This is a genomic window from Modestobacter lapidis (genome assembly GCF_054780755.1).
Map to the genome: position 1 here is coordinate 410,374 of NZ_BAAGVS010000002.1, position 20,494 is coordinate 430,867.

The 20,494-nt window shown below is 74.2% G+C and carries 19 protein-coding genes; 11 read left to right on the forward strand and 8 right to left on the reverse strand.

What is annotated here, in order from left to right; translation table 11 throughout:
- Positions 1 to 6: 6 nt before the first annotated feature.
- Entirely contained in the window at positions 7 to 1,212 is a 1,206-nt protein-coding gene (locus ACYVG5_RS04620; protein WP_222049707.1) for a PucR family transcriptional regulator, read from the reverse strand.
- A 92-nt stretch (positions 1,213 to 1,304) separates the two neighbouring features.
- On the opposite strand from ACYVG5_RS04620, the gene ACYVG5_RS04625 reads away from it, so the two are divergent.
- Together ACYVG5_RS04625 and ACYVG5_RS04630 are read left to right on the forward strand one after the other, a co-directional pair.
- Positions 1,305 to 2,405, forward strand: coding sequence for a ferredoxin reductase (locus ACYVG5_RS04625; protein ID WP_222049708.1), 1,101 nt, complete (start codon positions 1,305 to 1,307; stop codon positions 2,403 to 2,405).
- Between the two features lie 28 nt (positions 2,406 to 2,433).
- Positions 2,434 to 3,627, forward strand: coding sequence for a fatty acid desaturase family protein (locus ACYVG5_RS04630; RefSeq protein WP_222049709.1), 1,194 nt, complete (start codon positions 2,434 to 2,436; stop codon positions 3,625 to 3,627).
- 53 nt (positions 3,628 to 3,680) lie between these two features.
- On the opposite strand, the gene ACYVG5_RS04635 is transcribed toward ACYVG5_RS04630, so the two are convergent.
- Positions 3,681 to 4,910 carry a globin domain-containing protein gene (locus ACYVG5_RS04635; protein ID WP_222049710.1) on the reverse strand — a complete coding sequence of 410 codons (1,230 nt, stop codon included), beginning with the start codon at positions 4,908 to 4,910 and terminating at the stop codon, positions 3,681 to 3,683.
- Positions 4,911 to 5,207: 297 nt separating this feature from the next.
- Between ACYVG5_RS04635 and ACYVG5_RS04640 the strand changes: the two genes are divergently transcribed.
- Both ACYVG5_RS04640 and ACYVG5_RS04645 read left to right on the forward strand, forming a co-directional pair.
- Positions 5,208 to 6,344 (forward strand): globin domain-containing protein, encoded by a 1,137-nt coding sequence (locus ACYVG5_RS04640; RefSeq protein ID WP_222049711.1) that lies wholly within the window; start codon positions 5,208 to 5,210, stop codon positions 6,342 to 6,344.
- Entirely contained in the window at positions 6,341 to 7,105 is a 765-nt protein-coding gene (locus tag ACYVG5_RS04645) for a DivIVA domain-containing protein (RefSeq protein ID WP_222049712.1), read from the forward strand. The genes ACYVG5_RS04640 and ACYVG5_RS04645 overlap by 4 nt, the downstream gene beginning before the upstream one ends.
- 13 nt (positions 7,106 to 7,118) lie before the next feature.
- Here the strand turns inward: ACYVG5_RS04645 and ACYVG5_RS04650 are convergent, their stop codons facing one another.
- From ACYVG5_RS04650 to ACYVG5_RS04665, 4 genes are all read right to left on the reverse strand, one after another.
- Positions 7,119 to 7,814, reverse strand: a complete 696-nt coding sequence (locus ACYVG5_RS04650; RefSeq protein ID WP_222049713.1) for a helix-turn-helix transcriptional regulator — start codon at positions 7,812 to 7,814, stop codon at positions 7,119 to 7,121.
- A 14-nt stretch (positions 7,815 to 7,828) separates the two neighbouring features.
- A complete protein-coding gene (locus ACYVG5_RS04655) occupies positions 7,829 to 8,923 on the reverse strand; it encodes a tellurite resistance/C4-dicarboxylate transporter family protein (RefSeq protein ID WP_222049714.1) in 1,095 nt (364 codons plus the stop codon).
- Between the two features lie 63 nt (positions 8,924 to 8,986).
- A complete protein-coding gene (locus ACYVG5_RS04660; RefSeq protein WP_222049715.1) occupies positions 8,987 to 9,709 on the reverse strand; it encodes a hemerythrin domain-containing protein in 723 nt (240 codons plus the stop codon).
- Positions 9,709 to 10,017 carry a hypothetical protein gene (locus ACYVG5_RS04665; protein WP_222049716.1) on the reverse strand — a complete coding sequence of 103 codons (309 nt, stop codon included), beginning with the start codon at positions 10,015 to 10,017 and terminating at the stop codon, positions 9,709 to 9,711. The genes ACYVG5_RS04660 and ACYVG5_RS04665 overlap by 1 nt, the downstream gene beginning before the upstream one ends.
- A gap of 231 nt (positions 10,018 to 10,248) precedes the next feature.
- Here ACYVG5_RS04665 and ACYVG5_RS04670 point away from each other — a divergent pair, with 231 nt between their 5' ends.
- The 3 genes from ACYVG5_RS04670 to ACYVG5_RS04680 all read left to right on the forward strand — a co-directional run bounded on the left by ACYVG5_RS04670 (position 10,249) and on the right by ACYVG5_RS04680 (position 13,349).
- Entirely contained in the window at positions 10,249 to 10,974 is a 726-nt protein-coding gene (locus ACYVG5_RS04670) for an HpcH/HpaI aldolase family protein (protein WP_222049717.1), read from the forward strand.
- The gene (locus tag ACYVG5_RS04675; RefSeq protein WP_222049718.1) at positions 10,958 to 11,485 is read left to right on the forward strand and encodes an RDD family protein; all 528 of its coding nucleotides are present in this window, start codon (positions 10,958 to 10,960) and stop codon (positions 11,483 to 11,485) included. The genes ACYVG5_RS04670 and ACYVG5_RS04675 overlap by 17 nt, the downstream gene beginning before the upstream one ends.
- A 154-nt stretch (positions 11,486 to 11,639) precedes the next feature.
- A complete protein-coding gene (locus ACYVG5_RS04680; RefSeq protein ID WP_222049719.1) occupies positions 11,640 to 13,349 on the forward strand; it encodes an alpha/beta hydrolase in 1,710 nt (569 codons plus the stop codon).
- 12 nt (positions 13,350 to 13,361) lie between these two features.
- On the opposite strand, the gene ACYVG5_RS04685 is transcribed toward ACYVG5_RS04680, so the two are convergent.
- Positions 13,362 to 14,114, reverse strand: coding sequence for a CDP-alcohol phosphatidyltransferase family protein (locus ACYVG5_RS04685; RefSeq protein WP_222049720.1), 753 nt, complete (start codon positions 14,112 to 14,114; stop codon positions 13,362 to 13,364).
- Positions 14,115 to 14,343: 229 nt separating this feature from the next.
- On the opposite strand from ACYVG5_RS04685, the gene ACYVG5_RS04690 reads away from it, so the two are divergent.
- The 3 genes from ACYVG5_RS04690 (at position 14,344) to ACYVG5_RS04700 (ending at position 16,863) form a co-directional block, all read left to right on the forward strand.
- Positions 14,344 to 14,919, forward strand: coding sequence for a class I SAM-dependent methyltransferase (locus tag ACYVG5_RS04690; RefSeq protein WP_222049721.1), 576 nt, complete (start codon positions 14,344 to 14,346; stop codon positions 14,917 to 14,919).
- A 130-nt stretch (positions 14,920 to 15,049) separates the two neighbouring features.
- On the forward strand, positions 15,050 to 16,030 hold the full coding sequence (locus ACYVG5_RS04695; RefSeq protein ID WP_222049722.1) for an ATP-binding cassette domain-containing protein: 981 nt from the start codon (positions 15,050 to 15,052) through the stop codon (positions 16,028 to 16,030).
- Positions 16,027 to 16,863: an ABC transporter permease gene (locus ACYVG5_RS04700; RefSeq protein ID WP_222049723.1), complete on the forward strand. Its 837-nt coding sequence runs from the start codon at positions 16,027 to 16,029 to the stop codon at positions 16,861 to 16,863. The genes ACYVG5_RS04695 and ACYVG5_RS04700 overlap by 4 nt, the downstream gene beginning before the upstream one ends.
- A 19-nt stretch (positions 16,864 to 16,882) precedes the next feature.
- Here ACYVG5_RS04700 and ACYVG5_RS04705 read toward each other — a convergent pair whose 3' ends face one another.
- On the reverse strand, positions 16,883 to 18,049 hold the full coding sequence (locus ACYVG5_RS04705; protein ID WP_222049724.1) for an MFS transporter: 1,167 nt from the start codon (positions 18,047 to 18,049) through the stop codon (positions 16,883 to 16,885).
- A gap of 163 nt (positions 18,050 to 18,212) precedes the next feature.
- Between ACYVG5_RS04705 and ACYVG5_RS04710 the strand changes: the two genes are divergently transcribed.
- On the forward strand, positions 18,213 to 20,480 hold the full coding sequence (locus ACYVG5_RS04710) for a hypothetical protein (protein ID WP_222049725.1): 2,268 nt from the start codon (positions 18,213 to 18,215) through the stop codon (positions 20,478 to 20,480).
- Positions 20,481 to 20,494: the final 14 nt, after the last annotated feature.

Genomic DNA, 20,494 nt, shown 5'->3' on the forward strand with positions numbered 1-20,494 from the left:
GACCGGTCAGGTCGCCGGAGGTGTCGCCGTCCCGGGAAGGCCCAGCGCGATGGTGAGCTCCAGGACGCGCCGCGGGTCCTCCAGCCGGTCGCCGTAGCGTTCGCGCAGCTGGCCCATCCGGTACCGCACCGTCTGCGGGTGCACGAACAGCTCCGCGGCGATCCGCTCCCGCCGGCCGTGGTGCAGCAGCCAGGCCCGCAGCGTCTCGACCAGCTTGTCGCGTGCCCCCGCGCCCAGATCGGCCAGCGGCTCCAGCACCTGTGCCCGCAGCTCCATCAACGCGTCCTCGTCGGACCGGAGCACGAGGTCGGCCAGCCGCAACTGGGTGTCCACGGCCGCGGCGCCCTCCGGCGCCAGCCCCAGCCGGACGGCGCGCAGGGCGCGGGCGTAGGACTCGGACACCCGCTGCCACGGCCGGGCGGGGCCGACGACGGCGGTCCGGCCCTCCAGCACGCGGAACAGCCCCGGCCGGCCCGCCCCGTCGGCGTCGGGGATGAGCAGCACCGACAGCTCCGCGGCGGGCTCCGGCGGCTGCCCGCCCTCGGTGGTCTGCAGGGTGCGCGGGTCGAGCAGCAGCAGCGCGCCGCGGGCCCGGGCCTCCGGCAGCAGTACCGCGGTCAGCGACCGTGGCGGCGTCCAGTCGGCCCGCTCGGCGGCCGCGGTGAGCTCGTCGGCCGGGCCACCGGCCAGCAACCGGCCGGCCAGCCGCTCCAGGTACCGCTCGCGGACCCGGCCGCTGGTGGCCAGCTCGTCGGTGTGGCCCGCCACGCTGGCCGCCGAGAGCTGGTCGATGTAGGCGAAGACCAGTTCGGCGAACCGGGCCAGCGACTCCACGGTCAGCCCGGCCGCCACCGCGGTGCTGCTCATCTCCCGCCAGGACACCCGGGCGCCCACCCGGTAGGCGGCCAGCAGCGCGTCCATCGACCGGCCGCCGCGGGCCTCGCCGCGGCCCAGCGCGTAGGCGCCGTCCAGGGCCGGCCCGATCGGTGTGCTGGCGTCCGCGCCGCCGCCGGACATCGCGAGCTGGAGGAACCCGCCCAGCGCCAGCTCGACGGCGTTCTGGATGGCGTCGCCCATGCCGCCGGCGAACGCGTCGGCGTAGCTGGGCACCTCCACGACGATGGCCGCCACCGTCCGTTCCGCCACGACCGGCAGTTCGGTGCGGATCGCCGCGGCGACCTGCGTGGAGACCGTCGTCCGGGCTGGGGTCACGGCACCTCATTTGTTCGGGGGGAACAGAACGTACCGCCCGATTCACGTCGAGAGCACAGGTACGTGCGTCGCCAGGTGGGAACGATGAGGACATGACGTCCACGCTTCCGCGCCCGACGCCGGCCCGGCCGCTGCGCGCGCTCCGCGACCGGGTCCTCCGTGTCGCGGAGCTGGCCACGACGCCGCTGGTGCCCACCGACTACCTCGACCTCGTCGCCCCGCTGCGCTCCGGGGCGGCCCTGCGCGGCCGGGTCGAGGCGGTGCAGCGGGAGACCCGCGACGCGGCCACCGTGGTGATCCGACCCGGCCGGGGCTGGCAGGGGCACACGCCCGGCCAGTACGTCCGGATCGGCGTCGACGTCGACGGGGTGCGCCAGTGGCGCGCCTACTCGGTCACCTCCCCCGTGGACCGGGCCGACGGCTGCATCAGCATCACCGTGAAGGCCATCCCCGGCGGGAAGGTGAGCAACCACCTGGTGCACGCCACCGCCCCCGGCACGGTCGTGCAGCTCGACCAGGCCGCCGGGGAGTTCGTCCTGCCGGCGCAGCGGCCCGCCAAGGCGCTGTTCGTGACCGCGGGCTCCGGCATCACCCCGGTGATGGGGATGATCCGCAACCACCTGGACGAGGCGACGGACGTGGTCCTGGTGCACTCCGCGCCCACCCCCGACGACGTCGTCTTCGGCGCCGAGCTGCGCGCCCTGGCCGCGTCCGGGGCGATCCGGCTGGTCGAGCAGCACACCGACACCGCCGGCCAGCTGGACCCCGCCGCGCTCGCCGCGCTGGTGCCCGACGTCGCCGAACGCGCCACCTTCGCCTGCGGTCCGGTCGGCATGCTCGAGGCCCTGGAGGAGCACTGGGCCGCGGCCGGGCTGGCCGACCGGCTGTTCACCGAGCGCTTCCGGCCCACGGTCGTGGTGACCGGCGAGGGCGGCACGGTCACCTTCACCGGAACGGGCACCACGCTGGACGCCGACGGCGCCACCCCGATCCTGGACGCGGCCGAGGAGGCCGGCCTCCTGATGCCGAGCGGGTGCCGGATGGGCATCTGCTTCGGCTGCGTCCTGCCGCTGCGCGAGGGCGCGGTCCGCGACCTGCGCAACGGCGAGGTCACCACCGCCGTCCCCGGCGACGGCGTCCTCGTCCAGACCTGCGTCAGCGCCGCTGCCGGCGCCTGCGCCATCGACCACTGACCGACCCCACAGACACGGAGAGCCGGACATGACGACCCTGCAACAGAAGCCCACCAGCCCGATCGCCCACCTCACGCCGGCCGACATCGAGGCCATCGGCGAGGAGCTCGACGCTCTCCGCCAGGGCGTTCTCGACAGCCGGGGCACCGCCGATGCCGCCTACATCCGCAAGGTCATCGCGGTGCAGCGCTCGCTGGAGCTGGGCAGCCGGGCCGTCCTGCTGGCCTCGAAGTTCCCGCCCGCCTGGTTCGTCGGGACGGTCGGCCTGTCGGTCGCCAAGATCCTGGAGAACATGGAGATCGGGCACAACATCCTGCACGGGCAGTGGGACTGGATGCGCGACCCGGAGATCCACTCCACGACGTGGGAGTGGGACATGGCCAGCCCGGCCGAGCAGTGGAAGCACTCGCACAACCAGCTGCACCACACGTACACGAACGTGATCGGCAAGGACAACGACCTCGGCTACGGCATCATGCGGGTCGACGAGGGCCAGCCCTGGCACCCGCTGTACCTGGCCCAGCCGCTGTGGAACTTCGTCAACGCCTGCTTCTTCGAGTACGGCATCGCGGCCTACGACCTGGAGCTGGGCAAGAACCTCTCCTCGGCCAAGCGGCGCAACGATCCGGCGTTCCGCGCCCGGGCCAAGGCCGTGCTCCGCAAGATCCGTCGTCAGGCCACCAAGGACTACCTCGTCCACCCGGCGCTGTCCGGTCCGTCCTTCGTGCCGACCCTGGCGGCGAACTTCACCGCGAACGTGGTGCGCAACCTGTGGTCGCACTCGGTGATCATGTGCGGGCACTTCCCCGAGGGCGTCGAGACGTTCGAGAAGACCTCGATCGAGGGCGAGACCCGCGGCGAGTGGTACCTGCGCCAGATGCTCGGCTCGGCCAACATCTCCGGCAGCAAGGCCCTGCACGTGCTGACCGGCAACCTGTCGCACCAGGTGGAGCACCATCTGTTCCCGGATCTGCCCAGCAACCGGTACGCCGAGATCGCCCCCCGGGTCCAGGACCTCTTCGCCCGCTACGGACTGAACTACCACTCCGCGTCGCTGCCCCGGCAGGTCGCCTCGGCGTGGCACAAGGTGTTCCGGTTGTCGCTGCCCAACGGCTGGCTGGCCCAGACGACGCCGGCCAACGCGCCGGCGCAGGTCGCCAAGCTCTACAAGATGACCACCGGCGGCCGGAAGGTGCGCCGGGAGCTGCAGCGGGCCGCCTGAGCCACGGACCGGTGCACCGGCCGGCGGCTCGCGCCGCCGGCCGGCTGGTCCGGTCAGCCGGAGGTCGGCTCGCTGACCAGGTCGGCCTGCCACAGGTCGGGGCCGAAGACCTCGTACTGGATGTCGCGTGGCGGGACGCCGCGTTCGAGCAGGGCGGTGCGGACGGCCTTCATGAACGGCAGCGGGCCGCACAGGTAGTAGGCGGCGGCGTCGGGCAGTGTCACGTCGTCGAGGTCCATCTGGCCCTCGTGCACCCCGTCGACGGGCAGGGTGCTGTCGGTGTCGCGCTCGTACCAGACGTGCGCGGTGGCGTGGGGCAGCGCCCGGACGTCGGCGAGCACCTGGTGCCGCAGCGCGAAGGACTCCTCGGCGGCGTCGGCGTGCAGCAGGGTGATCGGCAGCCCCGAGCCGGCCGCGGTCAGGTGCGACAGCATCCCGGCCATCGGGGTGATCCCGACCCCGGCGCTGGCGAACACCACCGGCCGGCCCGAGTCGTCGAGTACGACGTCGCCGAAGGGCACCGACATGGTGACCAGGTCCCCGACCCCGACGGAGTCGCACAGCAGGTTGGACACCTCGCCGGCCGGCTTCGCCCCGTTACCCCGGACCCGCTTGACGGAGAACTGGCGGTGCTCGCCGTCATCGGCCCGGGTGAGGCTGTACTGCCGGGGCTGGCGGACACCGTCGGGCATCGGCACCTGGACGGTCACGTACTGCCCGGGCAGGGAGGTCTTGACCAGCCGGTCATCGACCCGCTTGGTGCGGAAGGTGACCACGTCGGGGGTCTCGTCGATCTTCTCGGTCACCTCCCAGTCCCGCCACACCGTCTCGGGCCGGACACCGCGGGCGCTGTACAGGCCGCGTTCCTGGTTGATCAGCGCGTGGGCCATCAGCCAGTACACCTCGTCCCAGGCGGCGGCCACCTCGGGGGTGACCGCGTCACCGAGCACATCGACGATCGCCCAGAACAGGTGCTCGTGCACCACGTCGTACTGGGCCGGGGTGATGCCCAGCGAGGCGTGCTTGTGCGCGATCCGCGACAACAGCTGCTCGGGCACCTGCTCCGGGGTCTTCACCAGCGCGCTGGCGAACACCGCGACCGAGCCGGCCAGCGCCACCTGCTGGGTGCCCTCGGACTGGTTGCCGCGGTTGAACACCCCGTCGAAGAGCTGGGGATGCTCTCCGAACAGATGGGCGTAGAAACGCTTGGCGATCTCCCCGATGTGCTCGGCGACGACCGGCAGGGTCGCCTCGATCACGGGGCGGGAACGGTCGGACAGCACGTGGACTCCTCGGTCGCTCGTCGGGATGCGGGCCGGGCCGGCCGACGCCGCGTGCTCGCTGGCACCGGGTCACTCCTCACGGACCAGGGATGCCCGGTCACGCTGGGTGGAGTTCCTGGCCGCCCGATCATCACCCTGCCGTCCGCCCGCCGCCAACGCGGGGGGTGTCCGCACCGGCGTCCGCGGGACCGGTCCGGGCCGGTTCCCGAGTGCGCAGCGTGTGCCCGCGGTCGCTAGAGTTCCGCCAACGGGATCCGGAGCACCAGCGCAGCCAGCAGCCAGCGAGGGGGAGTGTGCGTGGACATCCCGGCGATGCGGGCCAACTTCGGCAAGGCCTCGGCGATGGGCGACGAAGCGCCGCTGTACTTCTACACCCACCTGTTCCTGGCCCACCCCGAGACCCGGCAGATGTTCCCGGTCTCGATGGCCCACCAGCGCGACCGGCTCTTCCAGGCCCTGGGGGAGGTGGTCGCGCGGGTCGACGACCTCGACTCGCTGGTGCCGATCCTCCAGCAGCTCGGCCGTGACCATCGGAAGTTCGGCACGGTCGCGGCCCACTACCCGGCGGTCGGCGCGAGCCTGCTGGCCACGCTCGAGCACTTCGACGACGGGTGGAACGAGCAACTGGCCGCCGACTGGACGGCGGCCTACCAGCTGGTCGCGCAGGTGATGGTCGAGGCCGCCGAGTCGGCCGACGGGCCACCGTGGTGGGATGCCGTGGTGGTGGGCCACGAGCGGCGCACCTTCGACGTCGCCGTCCTGCGGCTGCAGCCCAAGGAGCCGATGGACTTCGTGCCGGGGGAGTCGATCTCGCTGGAGACAGAACGCCGTCCCCGGCTGTGGCGCTACTACTCACCGGCCAACGCACCACGCCCCGACGGGCTGCTGGAGATCCACGTCAAGGCCCATGACGGCGGTCCGGTCAGCTCTGCCCTGGTCCGTCAGGTCCAGGTGGGCGACGAGTTGCGGCTCGGGCCGCCGGTGGGGCACCTGTCCTTCGACGCCGAGTCCGACCGGGACCTGCTGCTGGTGGCCGGGGGAACCGGGCTGGCGGCGGCGAAGTCGCTCCTCGACCACGTGACCCAGCACGGCCCGCCCCGGCGGGTCGACCTGTTCGTCGGCGCCCGCACCGAGGAGCACCTCTACGACCGCGAGGACCTCGAGCGGCTCGCCGCCGAGCACTCCTGGCTGTCGGTCACCTTCGCCGTGTCCGAGGACTCCTGGTCCACGCTCGAGCACGGCCACATCGCCGAGGTCATGATGCGCGGCGGGCCCTGGACCAGCCGGGACGTCTACGCCGTGGGGCCGGGACCGATGGTCGAGGACACTGTCGCCCGGCTCGTGGCACACGGGGTCCCCCGGCAGCGCGTCCGTACCGAGGTCTTCGCACCCAGCCGACCGAGCCCCACTGTTGACGGAGAGGTGACCTCATGAGCATCGAGCAGCGCGGGGCCGGAGGTGCGGGCGGGCGACTGAGCCCGGCAGACGTCCAGAGCGTGACGTTCTCGCGATCGACCATGCTCCATCCGGGTTACAGCGATGCCGAGGTCGACCGGTTCCTCGACCGCGTCGGTGACGAGCTGACCCAGCTGCAGCAGGAGAACGCCGCGCTGCAGGAGCAGCTCGCCGACCTCCAGGCGCGGCTCGAGAGCGTGGAGTCGCGTCCGGCACCGGGCGAGCAGGCGATGGGCATCCTGGCCGCCGCCCAGCAGACGGCCGACCAGTACGTGGCCGAGGCAGAGGCCTTCAGCCGGGTGATGACCAGCGAGGCGCGTGAGCAGTACGAGGGGCAACTGCGGGATGCCCGGGAGAAGGCCGGAGCGATCATCCAGGCCGCCCAGGAGGCAGCCACGGGTGCGGTCGCGGCCGACGCCGAGAGCCGCCCCGCCGACCCGAACCACCCGGATGCCGAGGCGCTGCAGCGGCAGGTCGTCTACCTCCAGGCGTTCGGCCAGGCCTGCCGGGTGCAGCTCCGCTCCTACCTCGAGGCGCTGCTCACCGACGTCGAGACCGAGTGGGGCCGGGCTACCCCCGAGGCCCTGCCGCAGCCACCACTGCGCTCGCCGGCGCCACCGAACCGCCCCGCGGTCGAGGCTGCGCCGGCCGAGAGCAACGGCGCTGCGCCGACGGCCGACGCCTCGGCCACCGACCGTGAGCCCAACGTCGTGAAGTCGGTGAGCGGGCCGCAGCGCTGACGCCCGGCCACCCTCAGTCGAGGGTCGCCTCCAGGCGCAGCCGGCAGGCGTCCGGTTCGGAGAAGGGAAGCAGCTCCGTGCCGTCCGGATCCTCCCCGTAGGCCTGGAGCGCGCCACGTACGACACCCAGGTGAACGGCGCAGACGACCTCGGGGTGGCGCCGGGCGGCGTCCAGGAGGGGGCACCGGGTCAGGTCCGCGGTGCCGGCAGCGGCATCGATCCGCGGCGCGAACCCGAGTTCGCCCAGCAGTTCGAGCACCTCCTCGCGCGCGCCCCGGCCGCCGGCGTCGGCCGGCGGACGGTCGCGCGCCAGCTCCTGTCCCCACGCAGCGCCGGCCGCGATCGCGTCCCGGCGCGCGTCCCCGCTGCTCCGCGCGAGGGCTGAGGCCAGTGCGACGGCCAGGCCGGTGGAGGGCGACGGCCGGTCCGTCGGATCCCCGGCCGAGGTGCGGTAGAGCCACGCCGGACGGCCACGACCGCGGGGGGCGGCCCGTTCCCGGTGGACCAGTCCCTGCTCGACGAGCGCGTCCAGGTGTTCCCGCACGGTGTTCGGGTGCAGCCCGGTGATCCCGGCCAGGGTGGTGAGGCTGCTCGGCGCCGGCCGGGACTGCAGCGTGCCGAGGACCAGGGCGCGCGACCGGGAGAGCGCCGCGCGCGCGGCCTGCTGGTCGGTGGCCCGGGGACCGGGCGGGCGCCCATGATTTTCCACGAGACCGATCGTAGTTAATGCTGGGCGGATCTCCGAGCGGATCCGCGCCGCGGTCCCGCTCGCCGGTCGCGGGGAAGGAGCACGGTGTCCACCAGGTGCCACGTCATCGCGCCCAGGGTCAGCGTCCCGGCGGCGAGGGCCGCCCACAGCTCGACCCTGCCGATGCTCTCGACCAGGGGCAGGTCGTCGGCCCTGCCGAGGGAGATTCCGGCGACCGCGTACATCCCTAGCGGGAAGACGACGCTCCACAGAGCGGCCTCGTAGGTCAGCGGCACCCGGTGTCGCAGGTGCCGCCACCAGCCGGCGGCGACCAGTACCGGGATGAGCCAGGTCGCGAACGCCCAGAACACCACCGAGGTGCCCGCGATCAGCCCGCGCGTGGCCGCGACCATGGGGGCGTCGGCCATCTCGACGATCCGGGCGCCGGCGACCACCGTGATGGCGCCGGCGCCCATGGCGACCCAGTAAGGGGGCGTGAGCTCCTCGGGTCCGAACTCGTAGAGCATCATCCGGGCGCCGACGAAGATGCCGGCAGCGGCGTAGAGGAACACGCCCACGGACCAGCAGAACACCGCGACCACCGCCAGCAGCTGGCGCCCGGGGTCGTACACGGGTTCCAGCGCGGCGGCCGAGACGGCGACGGACTGGCTGGCCACGACCCAGATGAACCAGGTGCCGTTGGCGGCGGCGAGGATCGGGCGACGCTCGCGGCCCAGGACCGCCGTCCACGGGACCACGTAGCCCAGCACCAGCCAGCACAGTCCGGAGGCAGCCAGCAGGACGGCGGTCAGCGCGTGGTGCCCGTCCATCGCAAGCCGGACGCCGAGGACGTTGGCGCCGGCGATGGTGGTGAAGAAGCCGAACCCACGGCGTGGGTCGGTGAAGTCCTGGGCGACCGCGTCGCGGTGGGCCACCACCCGCCAGCAGGTCAGCAGGGTCAGCACCACGAAGGATCCCGCGCAGCCGGCCAGCAACCACGCCGAGAGCGTGGGCAGGCCGCTCAGCGACGTTCCGACGGAGAGGATGCCGCTGGCCATGACCAGGGCGAAGTAGCCCGGCGCGAGGCTGCGCACGGCTTCCTGGGTCCGGGCCATCACACCGGCGAGCATGGTTCCCACGCTAGCGGCGCGACCAGCCGGTCGACGTGCCCGGACGGCCCAGCTGCGCGGGGCTCACCCCGAGGCGCGGCGGAGCACCTCGGCCTCCCAGTTCAGCGGTCCCTCCACCACCGACGTCCACCGGTGCTCACCGGGCAGGCGTCGTTGCAGCAGACCCCAGAGCCGGTCCAGCCGTCCGCTGGACCGGATCGTCACCTGCTCGCCCGGCCGCAGCCGGGTCAGCCGGTCCACGGCGACGCGGTCGGCGAAGCCGGTCGGCAGCGCGTCCAGGTCCAGCACGGGGCCCTCGCTGAGCAGGAACCACCCGGCGTGGTGCGGTGCGTCCTGCCGTGCACCGGCCTCCTCGGCCACTCCGGCGAGCACCTCCTCCTCGTGCCGCAGGTGCCGGCCGAGCCGGTCGTCGAGGTCGGTGAGCGCCCGGACCAGGCGTCCGGTGTCCCGGCCGTCGTCAGTGGCGGCGCAGGTCACCTCGTCGACCGCGTCCCGGAGGCCGGCGTGCTCGGCGGCGAGCTGCCGGGCACGCGGATCGGCGTGGCTGCCACAGGCCCGGGCGAACAGCCGGCGTTCCTCCGCCGCCGCCTGGTCCAGCACCTCATGGTGCAGGTAGGCCAGCAGCGCCTGCACCTCCGCGACCGGCCAGGAGCCGGCGCCCAGCGCGTCGATCACCCGCTGACGGCGCAGCCCGGTCTCCTGGTGCAGTGCCCGGTGCTCCGCGGCGAGGGTGTCCGGCGCCGCGCCCCCTGCCGCTGCCCTCGGCGCGTCGGGCATCGCGGACATCACGCGATCCGCACGAGGGTGCGGGCGGCGCCCACGGCATCGCTGGTGTGCGACCAGCGGTAGGCCCGCTGCATGCGCGCCTCGGCCTCCCACTCCAGCCAGTACACGTCCTCGGGTCGGTCGCTCGTGACCTGCAGCTCCTGGCCGGGGTGCAGCTCGCGAAGGGCGGCGAGGAGCCGGCTGCGACGGGTGTCGTACGTGCTGTCCCGGACGTCGAGCCGGATCGGTGGTCCGCCCGGCGGCCGCCCGTTCGCCCCAGCGCGGATCGGGGCGGCGGAGTGGGGGAGGAGCTCGCGGGTCGTGGTCATCTGGACCTCCGGGCGGGATGCAGTCTGCTGACCCCTTTTTTCTACAGTCAGCTCCGTGCAAAAACAACCCTTCGAGGGGCCGCCGACCGGGGAACGGTTCGGCCGGCACGCCGTGCAGCGCGACGAGGGTGGGGCTCCACGACGTCGCCGGCGACATCTGGTTCGGTGAGCTCACGCACCGCCCGTCCGCGCTCCGCGACGTCCCGTGCTCCACCGACGAGAGGACCCCTGATGCCCCCCACCGAGACCCCGTCGCTGCGGGAACGGCTGGCCGCCGGGCGGGCCTGCACCGGGTTGTGGAGCCTGCTGCCCGGCGTGGTGACCGCCGAGCTGCTGGCCGGCACCGGCGCCGACTTCGTGGTGCTCGACCTGCAGCACGGCGGCCTCGCCGAGGCCGAGCTGCCCGGCGTCGCGGCTGCGGTCGTGGCGGCCGGCTCGGTGCCGCTGGTGCGCACCCGCAGCCCGCACCCCGCCGACGTCGGCCGGCCGCTGGACCTGGGCGCGCACGGCGTCGTCGTGCCCAGCGTGCTGGACGCCGACCATGCCCGCGAGGTGGTGGCGGCCGGCCGGTACGGCCCGACCGGCACCCGCTCGGCAGGCCGGCTGTCCGGCGGCTCCGACGACCCGTTGGTGGTGGTGATGGTGGAGACGGCCGGCGCGCTCGCCGAGCTCGACGCGGTGCTCGCCATCGACGGGCTGGACGGCGTGTACGTGGGGCCGGTGGACCTCTCGCTGTCCCTCGGCCGGGCCGGCGAGGACATCGGGGAGGTGCTCTCGTCGGTGATCGCGCGCGCGGTGGCCGCCGGCGTCCCGGTCGGCGTGCACGCCTTCGACGGCACGACGGCCGCCGGGTACGCAGCGGAGGGCGCCACGATCGTCACCGCCGCCATGGACACCATCGCGCTCGGCGCCGCGCTCACCGGGCACGTGCGCGCGGCCCGTGGTGCCCGGGGCTGAGGCGGTCGCGTCCGGCCGGGACCGGGTGCGGGCCTCGGGCTGGGACTACCTGGTCATCGTCGGCTGGCTGGCCGTGCTGACCGTGCTCGGGGTCGTCGTCCGCGGAGTGCTCCCGCCGGGCGCCGATGCCCCGTCCGCACTGGCCGCGGATGCCGTGGCCCTGGTGCTGTCCGTGCTGCCGGTCTGGACCTACCTGACGCTCACCGAGCGCGGGGCCGCGCAGGCGACCTGGGGCAAGCGGCGCACCGGGCTGCGGGTCGTGGCCGCCGGCGGGAACCGGGCCGGAGGAGCCCGGGTGGCCGTCCGGAACGCGGTCAAGCTGCTGCCCTGGCAGCTGGCCCACGTGTCGGTGGCCCGGGTGATCCTGGAGGTCGAGGCGCCCGTGGTCATCGGGACGACGTACGGGCTGTCCCTGCTGCTGCCCGTGGTGAGCATTGCGATGGCCTGGCGCGATCCGCTGCACCGGGCGCTGCACCACCGGATCGCCGGAACCCGGGTCGTCCCCGCCTGACGGGGTGGGTGGCCGCTGCGCGGTCAGCCGGAAACGCAGGGTGACGACGCCCGCTCGGCCCGTCGCACCGCGTTGCGGGTGCCGCCCGTCCGGGTGTCTGCTGCCCCCGCCAGCGGGCGCGGGTGGCGTGGCCGCTGCGAACGGGGAGGCCTGCATGTCCCGCAGCCGCACTGCCGTCGTCAGCCTCGCCGTCGCCGTGCTGGTGGGCTCGGGCACCTCGGCGGCGAGCGCCGGCACGCCCGACCCGATCGGCCCGGTGCCCCCCGTGGACCTGCCGTGGGCCGGCTGCGGACTGACCGACGTCGGCGTCCAGGCAGGTGTCCAGTGCGCGCGGATCGACGTGCCGCTCGATCACGACGACCCGGCCGGCGCGCAGGTGCAGATCGCCCTGGCACGGGTTCCGGCGACCGACCCGGCGCAGCGCATCGGGTCGCTGTTCTTCAACTTCGGCGGGCCGGGCGCCGCGGCCGTGGAGTCGCTGCAGAACGCCGGCGCCGAGCGCTTCGCCGTGCTCAACCAGCGCTTCGACATCGTCGCGTTCGACCCCCGGGGCGTGGGGAAGAGCAGCCCGGTGGTCGACTGCCAGGTCGGCCCGGGGGTGGCCGCACCGGAGCCCGAGCCGGTGCCGGCGCCCACGCCGATCGATCCGGGGATCGACGCAGCGGAGGGCGACGCCGTGGACGCCGACGCCCTGGTCGCCGAGGCGCAGCGCTACGTCGACGCCTGCGTGGCGGCCAACGGCGAGCTCCTCGAGCACCTCTCGACCGCCAACGTCGCCCGGGACCTCGACATGCTCCGGGCCGCCGTCGGCGACGCGCAGCTCACCTACCTGGGCTGGTCCTACGGCACCTTCCTCGGCGCCACCTACGCCGCCCTCTTCCCCGACCGCTACCGCGCGCTGGTGCTCGACGGCGCCCTCGACCCGGAGCAGTACCTCGCCGACCCCGTCGCGCTCAGCACGGCGCAGTCCGCCGGGTTCGAGGAGGCGCTCGACCGGTTCCTGCTCGCCTGCGCCGCCGACCAGGTCGCCTGCTCCGGGTTCGGCGGCAGCGACCCGGCCACCGCCTACGACGCCCTGCTGGCCGCGGCGGCGCAGACCCCGATCCCCGCGGACGGGTATGCCGTCGACCCCCGCCCGGTCACGAGGGACGACGTCCTGGGCGTCACCGCCACGCTGCTCTACGCCAAGCAGGCCTGGGGCCTCCTGGCCGCCGCCCTCGCCCAGGGGGCCGCGGGCGACGGGTCGCTGCTCAGGGCGATCGTCTCCCAGATCGTCAGCCCGCCCGACCCCGACGGTTCCCCCGACTCGTCGACGGACCGCTTCGTCGCCATCACCGCCGCCGAGCGGGACTGGCCGCGGGACATCGACTCCTACCTGGCGCGCGGCGCGCGGGAGGCGACCGACTTCCCGCACTTCGGCAGCGCCTACGGCGAGCTCGTCTGGGCGCTGTGGCCGGTGCGCGACGAGGATGCCTACCGCGGTCCGTTCACCGTCGCCCCGTCGTCCGCGACCCCGCTGGTCATCGGCACCACCCACGATCCCGCGACGCCGTACGCCGGTGCGCCGGCCCTCGTGGCGGAGCAGGGCAATGCCCGCCTGCTGACGATGGACGGCGACGGCCACACCGCCTACGGCGGGAACTCCGCCTGCATCGACACCGCCACCGAGGCCTACCTGGTCGACCTCGTGCTCCCCGCGGAGGGCACGGTGTGCGCGCAGGAAGTGCCGTTCGAGGCCCCGGCGCTCGCGAGCGAGGAGGACGCGGGGACGCGCACCGGTGTGCGGCTGTCGGTGGCGGCCCCGGTCGGCAGCCCGGTGCTCGGCAGCCCGGTGCTCGGCAGCCCGGTGCGGAGCGGCCGCTGAGCGGCGGCCTCGTCAGGCGGCGGAGCTGCCGGCCGGCGGGCCCACCCGGTGGTCGTCCCGGCGGCGGCGGGCGGCCACCGCGGTGAGCCAGCCACTGACCGCCACGTAGTAGCCGACGTAGCCCAGCGAGAGGGCCACCACGAGCGGGTGCGGGTCGGGGTACTGGACCAGCAGCAGCGCGTAGGTGCCGACCCAGACCGCGGTGAGCAGCAGGCTCAGGGTACGCAGCGGCTGGGTGCGCGAGGGGTACAGGTAGTGCACCGGCACGAACACCAGCACGGAGCAGACGACCAGGACGGCGGCGACCGCCGGCCGGCCGAGGTCGAGCACCACCGCGTAGAAGACGACGATGTTCCAGTAGCTGGGGAACCCGAGGAACGTGTGGTCGTCGGGCTTCGCGTCGACCCGGCAGAACTGGTAGCTCGACGCCAGCAGCGGCAGCGCGACGAGCACCCACCCCCACGGCCCGTCGGGGAGTGCGCCGACGGTCCAGAGCAGCACGAGCGGGGCGAAGACGAACGTCAGGTAGTCGATGATGTTGTCCAGCAGGGCGCCGTCGAACCAGGGGAGCGTCTCCTTGACCCGCGCAGTGCGGGCCAGCATGCCGTCGGTGCCGTCGATGACCAGGGCGACCAGCCCGATCCACAGCGCGGCGACGGCGTTCCCGTCGAGGGCGGCCAGCACGATCAGGAACGCCAGCACGGAGCCGCTCGCGGTGTAGAGGTGCACGGCCGCACCGGCCAGGCGTCGGTTGCGTGAGAACACCTGCTGCTGCCGCCCCGTCGTCCGTCGTCCCGGATGGCCGGCCGTGCGGAGGCCGGTCAGCTCGCTCGACCGAACTCTCCCACACCGTCCCCGGCCGGACCTCCCGGCTCGTCCGTGCCGCCGCCCGGCGGAATTTCCGGCCGTTCCGACGGTCCCGGACGCGCGCCGACGCCCCAGTCGTGACATCGTGCGTTCCGGCCGGACGTCGGCCCAGTGCCGGAGGGACAGCATGAGACAGCAGGTGACCGATCGGCTGCGCTTCCTGCGGGCCTTCGTGGCGAACCCGCGGCAGGTGGGCGCGGTGCTTCCCACGTCGCGCTCGGCGGTGCGGGACATGCTCGACCTCGCCGACCTCCCGGGCGCCGACCTCGTGGTCGAGCTCGGCGCAGGTACCGGCAGCCAGACCGGGCAGATCCTGGAGCGGCTGCGCCCCGGGGCGCGGTTGGTGGCCCTGGAGATCGACCCGGCGCTGGCCGAGCTGCTCTCCGCGCGCTACGACGACCCGCGGCTGCAGGTCGTCTGCGGCTCCGCGGAGCAGCTGTCCGACCACCTGGAGGGGCGGCTGGCCGACGTCCTCGTGTGCGCGCTGCCGTTCACCTCGCTCGATCAGGGGCTCCGCCGCCGGATCCTGGACCAGATGCCCCGTGCGCTGGCCGCCACGGGCACCGCCGTGGTGATCCAGTACTCGCCGCTGATCGAGTCCGAGCTCCGCCGGCGCTTCGGCTCGGTCCGACGGCGGATCTCCCCGCTGAACGTGCCGCCGGCCTGGCTGTTCGGCTGCACCGCGCCCGTCCGCACCGACTGAGGACGACGCCGGGCCGACCACCCGCGCACCCGGAGGCCCGGAAAATCGCTGGCGTCCGATGACTTCGCACCGCAGATTCCGTCAGAGGGTCGAGAGACGCTCTGCTCGGAGCGCACGGTGAGGAGCGGCGATGACGGCACACGCACCACTCGCGATCGAGGCGACGGCCCTGGCCAGGTCCTTCGGGTCGACGCGGGCCGTCGACGGGGTCGACCTCGCCGTGCCGGCCGGCGCGATCTACGGCGTCCTCGGGCCGAACGGGGCCGGCAAGACGACGACCATCCGGATGCTGGCCACCCTGATCGAGCCCGACTCCGGGTCCGCCCGCGTGCTGGGGCACGACATCGTGACCGAGTCCGACGCCGTCCGCGGGCTGGTCAGCCTCACCGGCCAGCTCGCCTCCGTCGACGAGGAGCTCACCGGCCGGGAAAACCTGGTGCTGCTGGGCCGGCTGCTCGGGCTGGGCCGGTCCGCGGCCCGCACCCGGGCCGACGAGCTGCTCGAGGCGTTCGGCATCGCCGAGGCGTCCGGCCGGCTGGTCAAGAACTTCTCCGGGGGCATGCGCCGCCGGCTGGACATCGCGGCGAGCATCGTGGTCACGCCGGAGCTGATGTTCCTCGACGAGCCGACGACGGGCCTGGACCCGCGGTCGCGCAACCAGGTCTGGGAGATCGCCCGCGCCCTGGCGGCCGAGGGGACGACGATCCTGCTCTGCACGCAGTACCTGGAGGAGGCCGACCAGCTGGCCGACGGCATCGCGGTGATCGACCGGGGGCGGGTCATCGCCGAGGGCACGCCCGGCCAGCTCAAGGCCTCGGTCGGCACCGGTGCCCTGCACGTGCGGCTGCTGGACGCCGGCTGTCGCGTGGACGCCGCCCGGCTGCTGGAGGGCGTGGTCGGCCCGGTGGTGCTCGAACCCGACCCGGCCGCGCTCTCCGCATCGTGCTCGGACGCCGACCGCGCGGCGACGGGGGTCGCCGAGCTATCCCGCGCGGGCTTCGGCATCGCGGAGTTCTCCCTCGCCCAGCCCAGCCTGGACGAGGTGTTCCTGGCCCTCACCGGCCACCTGACGGAGGAGTCCGACCGCACCCCCGAGGAGCAGGCGTCATGAGTACGGCCACCCCGGCCACCGGCACCGCCGACACCCTCGCCGTCCGGCGGGCCATCGCCTCCACCGCGCGGCCGCCCCGTCCGGGGCGGTTGTCGACGGCGCTCACCTTCGGTTGGCGCGGGATGCTCAAGGTCAAGCACGTGCCCGAGCAGCTGCTGGACGTCACGGTGACGCCGGTGATGTTCGTGCTGATGTTCACCTACCTGTTCGGCGGCGCGATCGCCGGCTCCACGGCCGCCTACCTGCAGTACATCCTCCCGGGCATGCTGGTCATGTCGGTGCTGTTCACCACCGTCTACTCCGGCGTCTCGCTGAACACCGACCTGACCAAGGGGGTCGTCGACCGGTTCCGCTCGCTGCCCATCTGGCGGCCGGCGCCGCTGCTCGGGTCGTTGCTGGGCGACAGCGTCCGGTACGTCGTCGCCGGCACGGTGATCATCGTGCTCGGGCTCGTGCTGGGGTACCGGCCAGAAGGCGGTGCGCCGGGCGCGCTCGCGGCGCTGGCGCTCGTGGTGGTGTTCTCGTTCGGGCTGTCGTGGGTCTTCTCGGTGCTCGGGCTGCTGATGCGCTCCCCGAACGCGGTCATGAACGCGGGCTTCATGGCGATCTTTCCGCTCACGTTCCTGTCCAACGTGTTCGTCGACCCCAGCACGCTGCCCGGTCCGCTGGCGGCGTTCGTCGACGTCAACCCGATCTCGATCCTGGCCACGGCGTCCCGCTCGCTGATGAGCGGTGCACCGGACGCGGGCGCCATCACCATCTCCCTCGTGGTCGCCGCCGCGCTGGCGCTGGTGTTCCTGCCGCTCACCACGCGGCTGTACCGCAGCCGCTGACCGGCCGGCAGCGGGCCGGTCAGCCGGCCCGCTGCCAGCGGGCGCGCCCCCACACCGCGACCAGACCGAACGGAACGATGCCGACGGCGGCGAGCAGGAAGATCGTGTCGTACCGGCCGGCGTCGGCCAGCCCGGCCACGGCCACCGCGGTGAGCGCGCTGCCGACGAACAGGGCGCCGGCGAACAGCGACACGATGGTGGCCCGCGCCGCGGGCAGCACCTCGGTGGCCCAGGTCTGCAGGGACGAGTGCAGCGCCGCCCAGGCCAGCCCGAGCAGCACGGTGACCCCGATCGCCACGGCGACCGACCGGGAGGCGGCCAAGGCCCCGCAGGCGGCCACCGCCGAGGCGGCGCCCAGGGCGATCAGCCGGTGCGGGTGCGCCCGCCGGGCGATCCGGCCGACCACGGTCGCGAAGACGAGCACGGCCGCGCCGTAGACGGCCATCACCCCGCCGGCGACGGCCGTCGGGGCGCCGGCGGACTCCACCGCCGGGGGCAGCAGGGTGAGGGCGCCGATCAGCACCCCGCCCTCGACGAAGGCCAGGCCGAGCACGAACAGGGCGGCGCGCGACCGGGCGACGATCAGCAGCGGCGCCAGGAGGTTCCGGTGCGACCGGGTGCGCGGCGGCTCGTCGAGGAAGCGCAGGGCCAGTGACAGCACCAGCGCGGCCAGCCCGGTCGCCACGAACACCGCCCGCCAGGTGATGAACTGGGCCACCAGGCCGGCGCCCACCGAGGCGGCCGCCGTTCCGAGGGCGACGCCGACCATCAGCCGGGTCAGCTCCCGCTGCCGGCCCCCCGCGGCCACGGTGTCGCCGACGTAGACCATCCCGGAGGGATAGGCCGCGCCGAAGAACGCACCGCCGACCCCGCGGGCGACCCCGAGGAGCAGGGCGGTCGGGGCGAAGGCGGCGGCCACCGCCGCCACCCCGGCGACCGCCACGGTGAGCCGGATGGTGCGCACCAGGCCCAGCCGGTCGGAGACCAGACCCCAGATCGGCTGGCAGAGCCCGTAGGCCAGGAAGTAGGCGCCGGCCGCCTGGACGATCGTCGACAGCGGAACGTCGAGGTCGGCGGCGATCGCGATGAGCATCGGCGGCATCGCGAAGCGGTCGATGGTGCTGACGAAGGCGTTGGCCTGCAGCAGCCGGATCGGGGACACCCGCCCGGACGAGGGCCTCGGCACCGGCCGACCGTAGCCGGGGGCGGGCGGCGCCCGCCCCGGCACCTCGTCCCGGACGGACCGATACGCCGGTGTGCCGCGCCCCTCCCGTGTCGGACGTCCTCGAGAGCCGGGCGGCGTGCCTAGCATCGCGGGTCGACCACCAGACCTGCAGTGAGGACGTCCCGTGAGCCGAGACCGCGACGGCGGGCCGAGTCCGTTCCCGGTAGCGGTGCGGCCGCCCGGGGTGGCGCCGGGTGCGCCCGGCGCCGGCGGGGAACGCCGGGCGAGGGTGCGCGACCTGGGCGGGCTCCTCGGGGTCGTGGCCGCGGCCGGCGGCCTGGCCGCCGTTCTCGCCGTTCTCGCCGGAGCGGTCGGCTGGGGGCTGGCCGTCCGGTCGCTCGCCGCGCTCGCCGTGCTGGCGGTCGTGCACGGAGGTCTCGTCGCGCTCGCCGCGCCCCGGGTCGGGACCGCGGTCCGCATCGTGCTCAGCGTCGTCCTCGGACTGGCCACCGCGGGCATCGCGGTGTGGCTCTCCGGGGTCGTCGACTGGTTCGCGCTGCGGTGGTTCGTCGCTGCGGCTCCCGCACTGGCCTGGCTCCACCCGTCGGCGCGGGCTGCCTGGTGGCCGGGCGCGGCGGCCGGCGACTGGCGGGACCGGATCGGTCACCACGGTCCGGCGCTGTGGGGCCTGGCCGTCGCCTGGGCCCTGGCCGCCCGCGCCCTGGCCGGCTACTACTCCCCGGTCGGGGACGGTGGCCCGTTCCGCCAGTTCTACGTCGACCTGCCGTGGCACATCGCGCTGACCGCAGAGGCGCTCGACCGGGCACCCACCGTCTACCCGTGGATCCCCGACGTCGGGATCGGGTACTCGTGGCTCTTCTTCGGGACCCTCGGCCTGCTGGGCAACCTGTCGGGCGCGACGGCGGCGCAGCTGGTCCTGTCGGTGGGCCCCGCCCTGCTGGCCCTGGTCGTGCCCGCGGCCCTCGTGGCGTGCACGTGGGTCGCCGGTCGCAGCCGGCTGGCCGCCGGGCTCGCGCCGGTCGTCTTCTCCCTCGCCCGCGCCCCCCTGTTCGGCCACACGGAGGGCGTGCAGATCACCCCACAGTGGGTGCTGATCAACCGCGACGCCACGAACGCGATGGTGCTGGCCGTCGTGCTGCTGCTGGTGGTGCGCCGGCAGCACACCGCCGGACGTGCGGAGCCGGCGAGACGCCCGGCGGCCGCGCCCTTCCTGCTCGTCGTGTTCCTGATCGCATTCGCCGCGGCGGGATCCCGGGGCGGTGCCGTGGTGCCCATCCTCGGCGCGGCGGGGCTGTCGTGGCTGCTCTCCCTCCGAAACGGCGACGAGCGGCGGGACACCACCTGGTCCCTGAGCGTCATCGGCCTCGCGGTGGTCTGCGCCACCGTCGCGGTGACCCGGTCGTCCGGCAGCTTCCGGGTCGACCCGCTCAGCTTCCTGCCCGTGCAGGTGGCCGCATGGGGGCCGATCCCGGTGGCGACGCTGGCGTCGCTCGTCGTGATGCTCGCGATGACCGGGGCGGTCGCGCTGGTCGGTCGGTGGCTTCCCCCGGCGCGTCCGGCGGTGCCGGTGCTGGCCGGCGCCGCGCTGGCCGGGATCGTCGGCCTGACGCTCTTCGGCCACCCGTCCTTCTCCCAGCTCTACTTCTTCCATGCCGGCTGGCCGGTGATCGTGGTCGGCCTCGCCCTCGTCCTGGCCGTCGCGGTGGGCGCACTCGGGCCGCTCGTGCTGCTCGTCCTGGCCGTCGGCGTGCTCGCCGCCCAGGTGCTCCTCGACCCGCCTGACCTGCTGCCACCCACCCCGTGGCCGATCCGGCTGGCGGTGGTCGCCGTGCTGGCGCTGCTGGTGATCGGCGGCCTGACCGCGGCGCTGGCCCGGGTGCACGGGTGGCGACGGACCACGGCCCTGACGCTGCCCGTGCTGCTGCTGGCCCTGCAGCCCTGGGCGCTGCCCGAGGTCGTGCACCCGGCCGCCGTCGTCACCGCCGCGCCGACGCAGGGCTCGGTGAGCGACGGGCAGCTCGCCCTGCTCGCCGAGCTGCGCGAGCGCTCCGACCCCGACGACCTGGTCGCGACCAACAAGCACTGCCTCGGGGGCACGGTGGCGACGGGCACCTGCGACGCGCGGTGGTTCACCGTGGCCGCCTTCGCCGAGCGCCGGGTGCTCGTGGAGGGCTGGTCCTACGACTACACCTGGACGTCGTCGGGGAACGACAACCTGGAGCCCTACTGGGATCCGGCCCTGCTGCGGGCCAACGACGGCTTCATCGCCGATCCCGGTCCGGCGACCTGCCGTGTCCTGCGGGACGCCGGCGTCCGGTGGATCTTCGTCGACCACCGGGAGCCCTGGAGCCCGCGCATCGCCGATTTCGCCGAGCCGGTGGGCGCCGTCGAGGACGCGTCGCTGTACCGGCTCGACGAGGAGTGCGCCTGACGCCGGGCTGGTGA

Excerpts from the sequence above, each read along its gene's own strand:
- ACYVG5_RS04625 (WP_222049708.1), top strand. The coding sequence starts at position 1,305 with ATGACGTCCACGCTTCCGCGCCCGACGCCGGCCCGGCCGCTGCGCGCG.
- ACYVG5_RS04630 (WP_222049709.1), top strand. The coding sequence starts at position 2,434 with ATGACGACCCTGCAACAGAAGCCCACCAGCCCGATCGCCCACCTCACG.
- ACYVG5_RS04645 (WP_222049712.1), top strand. The coding sequence starts at position 6,341 with ATGAGCATCGAGCAGCGCGGGGCCGGAGGTGCGGGCGGGCGACTGAGC.
- ACYVG5_RS04655 (WP_222049714.1), bottom strand. The coding sequence starts at position 8,923 with ATGCTCGCCGGTGTGATGGCCCGGACCCAGGAAGCCGTGCGCAGCCTC.
- ACYVG5_RS04660 (WP_222049715.1), bottom strand. The coding sequence starts at position 9,709 with ATGTCCGCGATGCCCGACGCGCCGAGGGCAGCGGCAGGGGGCGCGGCG.
- ACYVG5_RS04665 (WP_222049716.1), bottom strand. The coding sequence starts at position 10,017 with ATGACCACGACCCGCGAGCTCCTCCCCCACTCCGCCGCCCCGATCCGC.
- ACYVG5_RS04670 (WP_222049717.1), top strand. The coding sequence starts at position 10,249 with ATGCCCCCCACCGAGACCCCGTCGCTGCGGGAACGGCTGGCCGCCGGG.
- ACYVG5_RS04680 (WP_222049719.1), top strand. The coding sequence starts at position 11,640 with ATGTCCCGCAGCCGCACTGCCGTCGTCAGCCTCGCCGTCGCCGTGCTG.
- ACYVG5_RS04690 (WP_222049721.1), top strand. The coding sequence starts at position 14,344 with ATGAGACAGCAGGTGACCGATCGGCTGCGCTTCCTGCGGGCCTTCGTG.
- ACYVG5_RS04695 (WP_222049722.1), top strand. The coding sequence starts at position 15,050 with ATGACGGCACACGCACCACTCGCGATCGAGGCGACGGCCCTGGCCAGG.
- ACYVG5_RS04700 (WP_222049723.1), top strand. The coding sequence starts at position 16,027 with ATGAGTACGGCCACCCCGGCCACCGGCACCGCCGACACCCTCGCCGTC.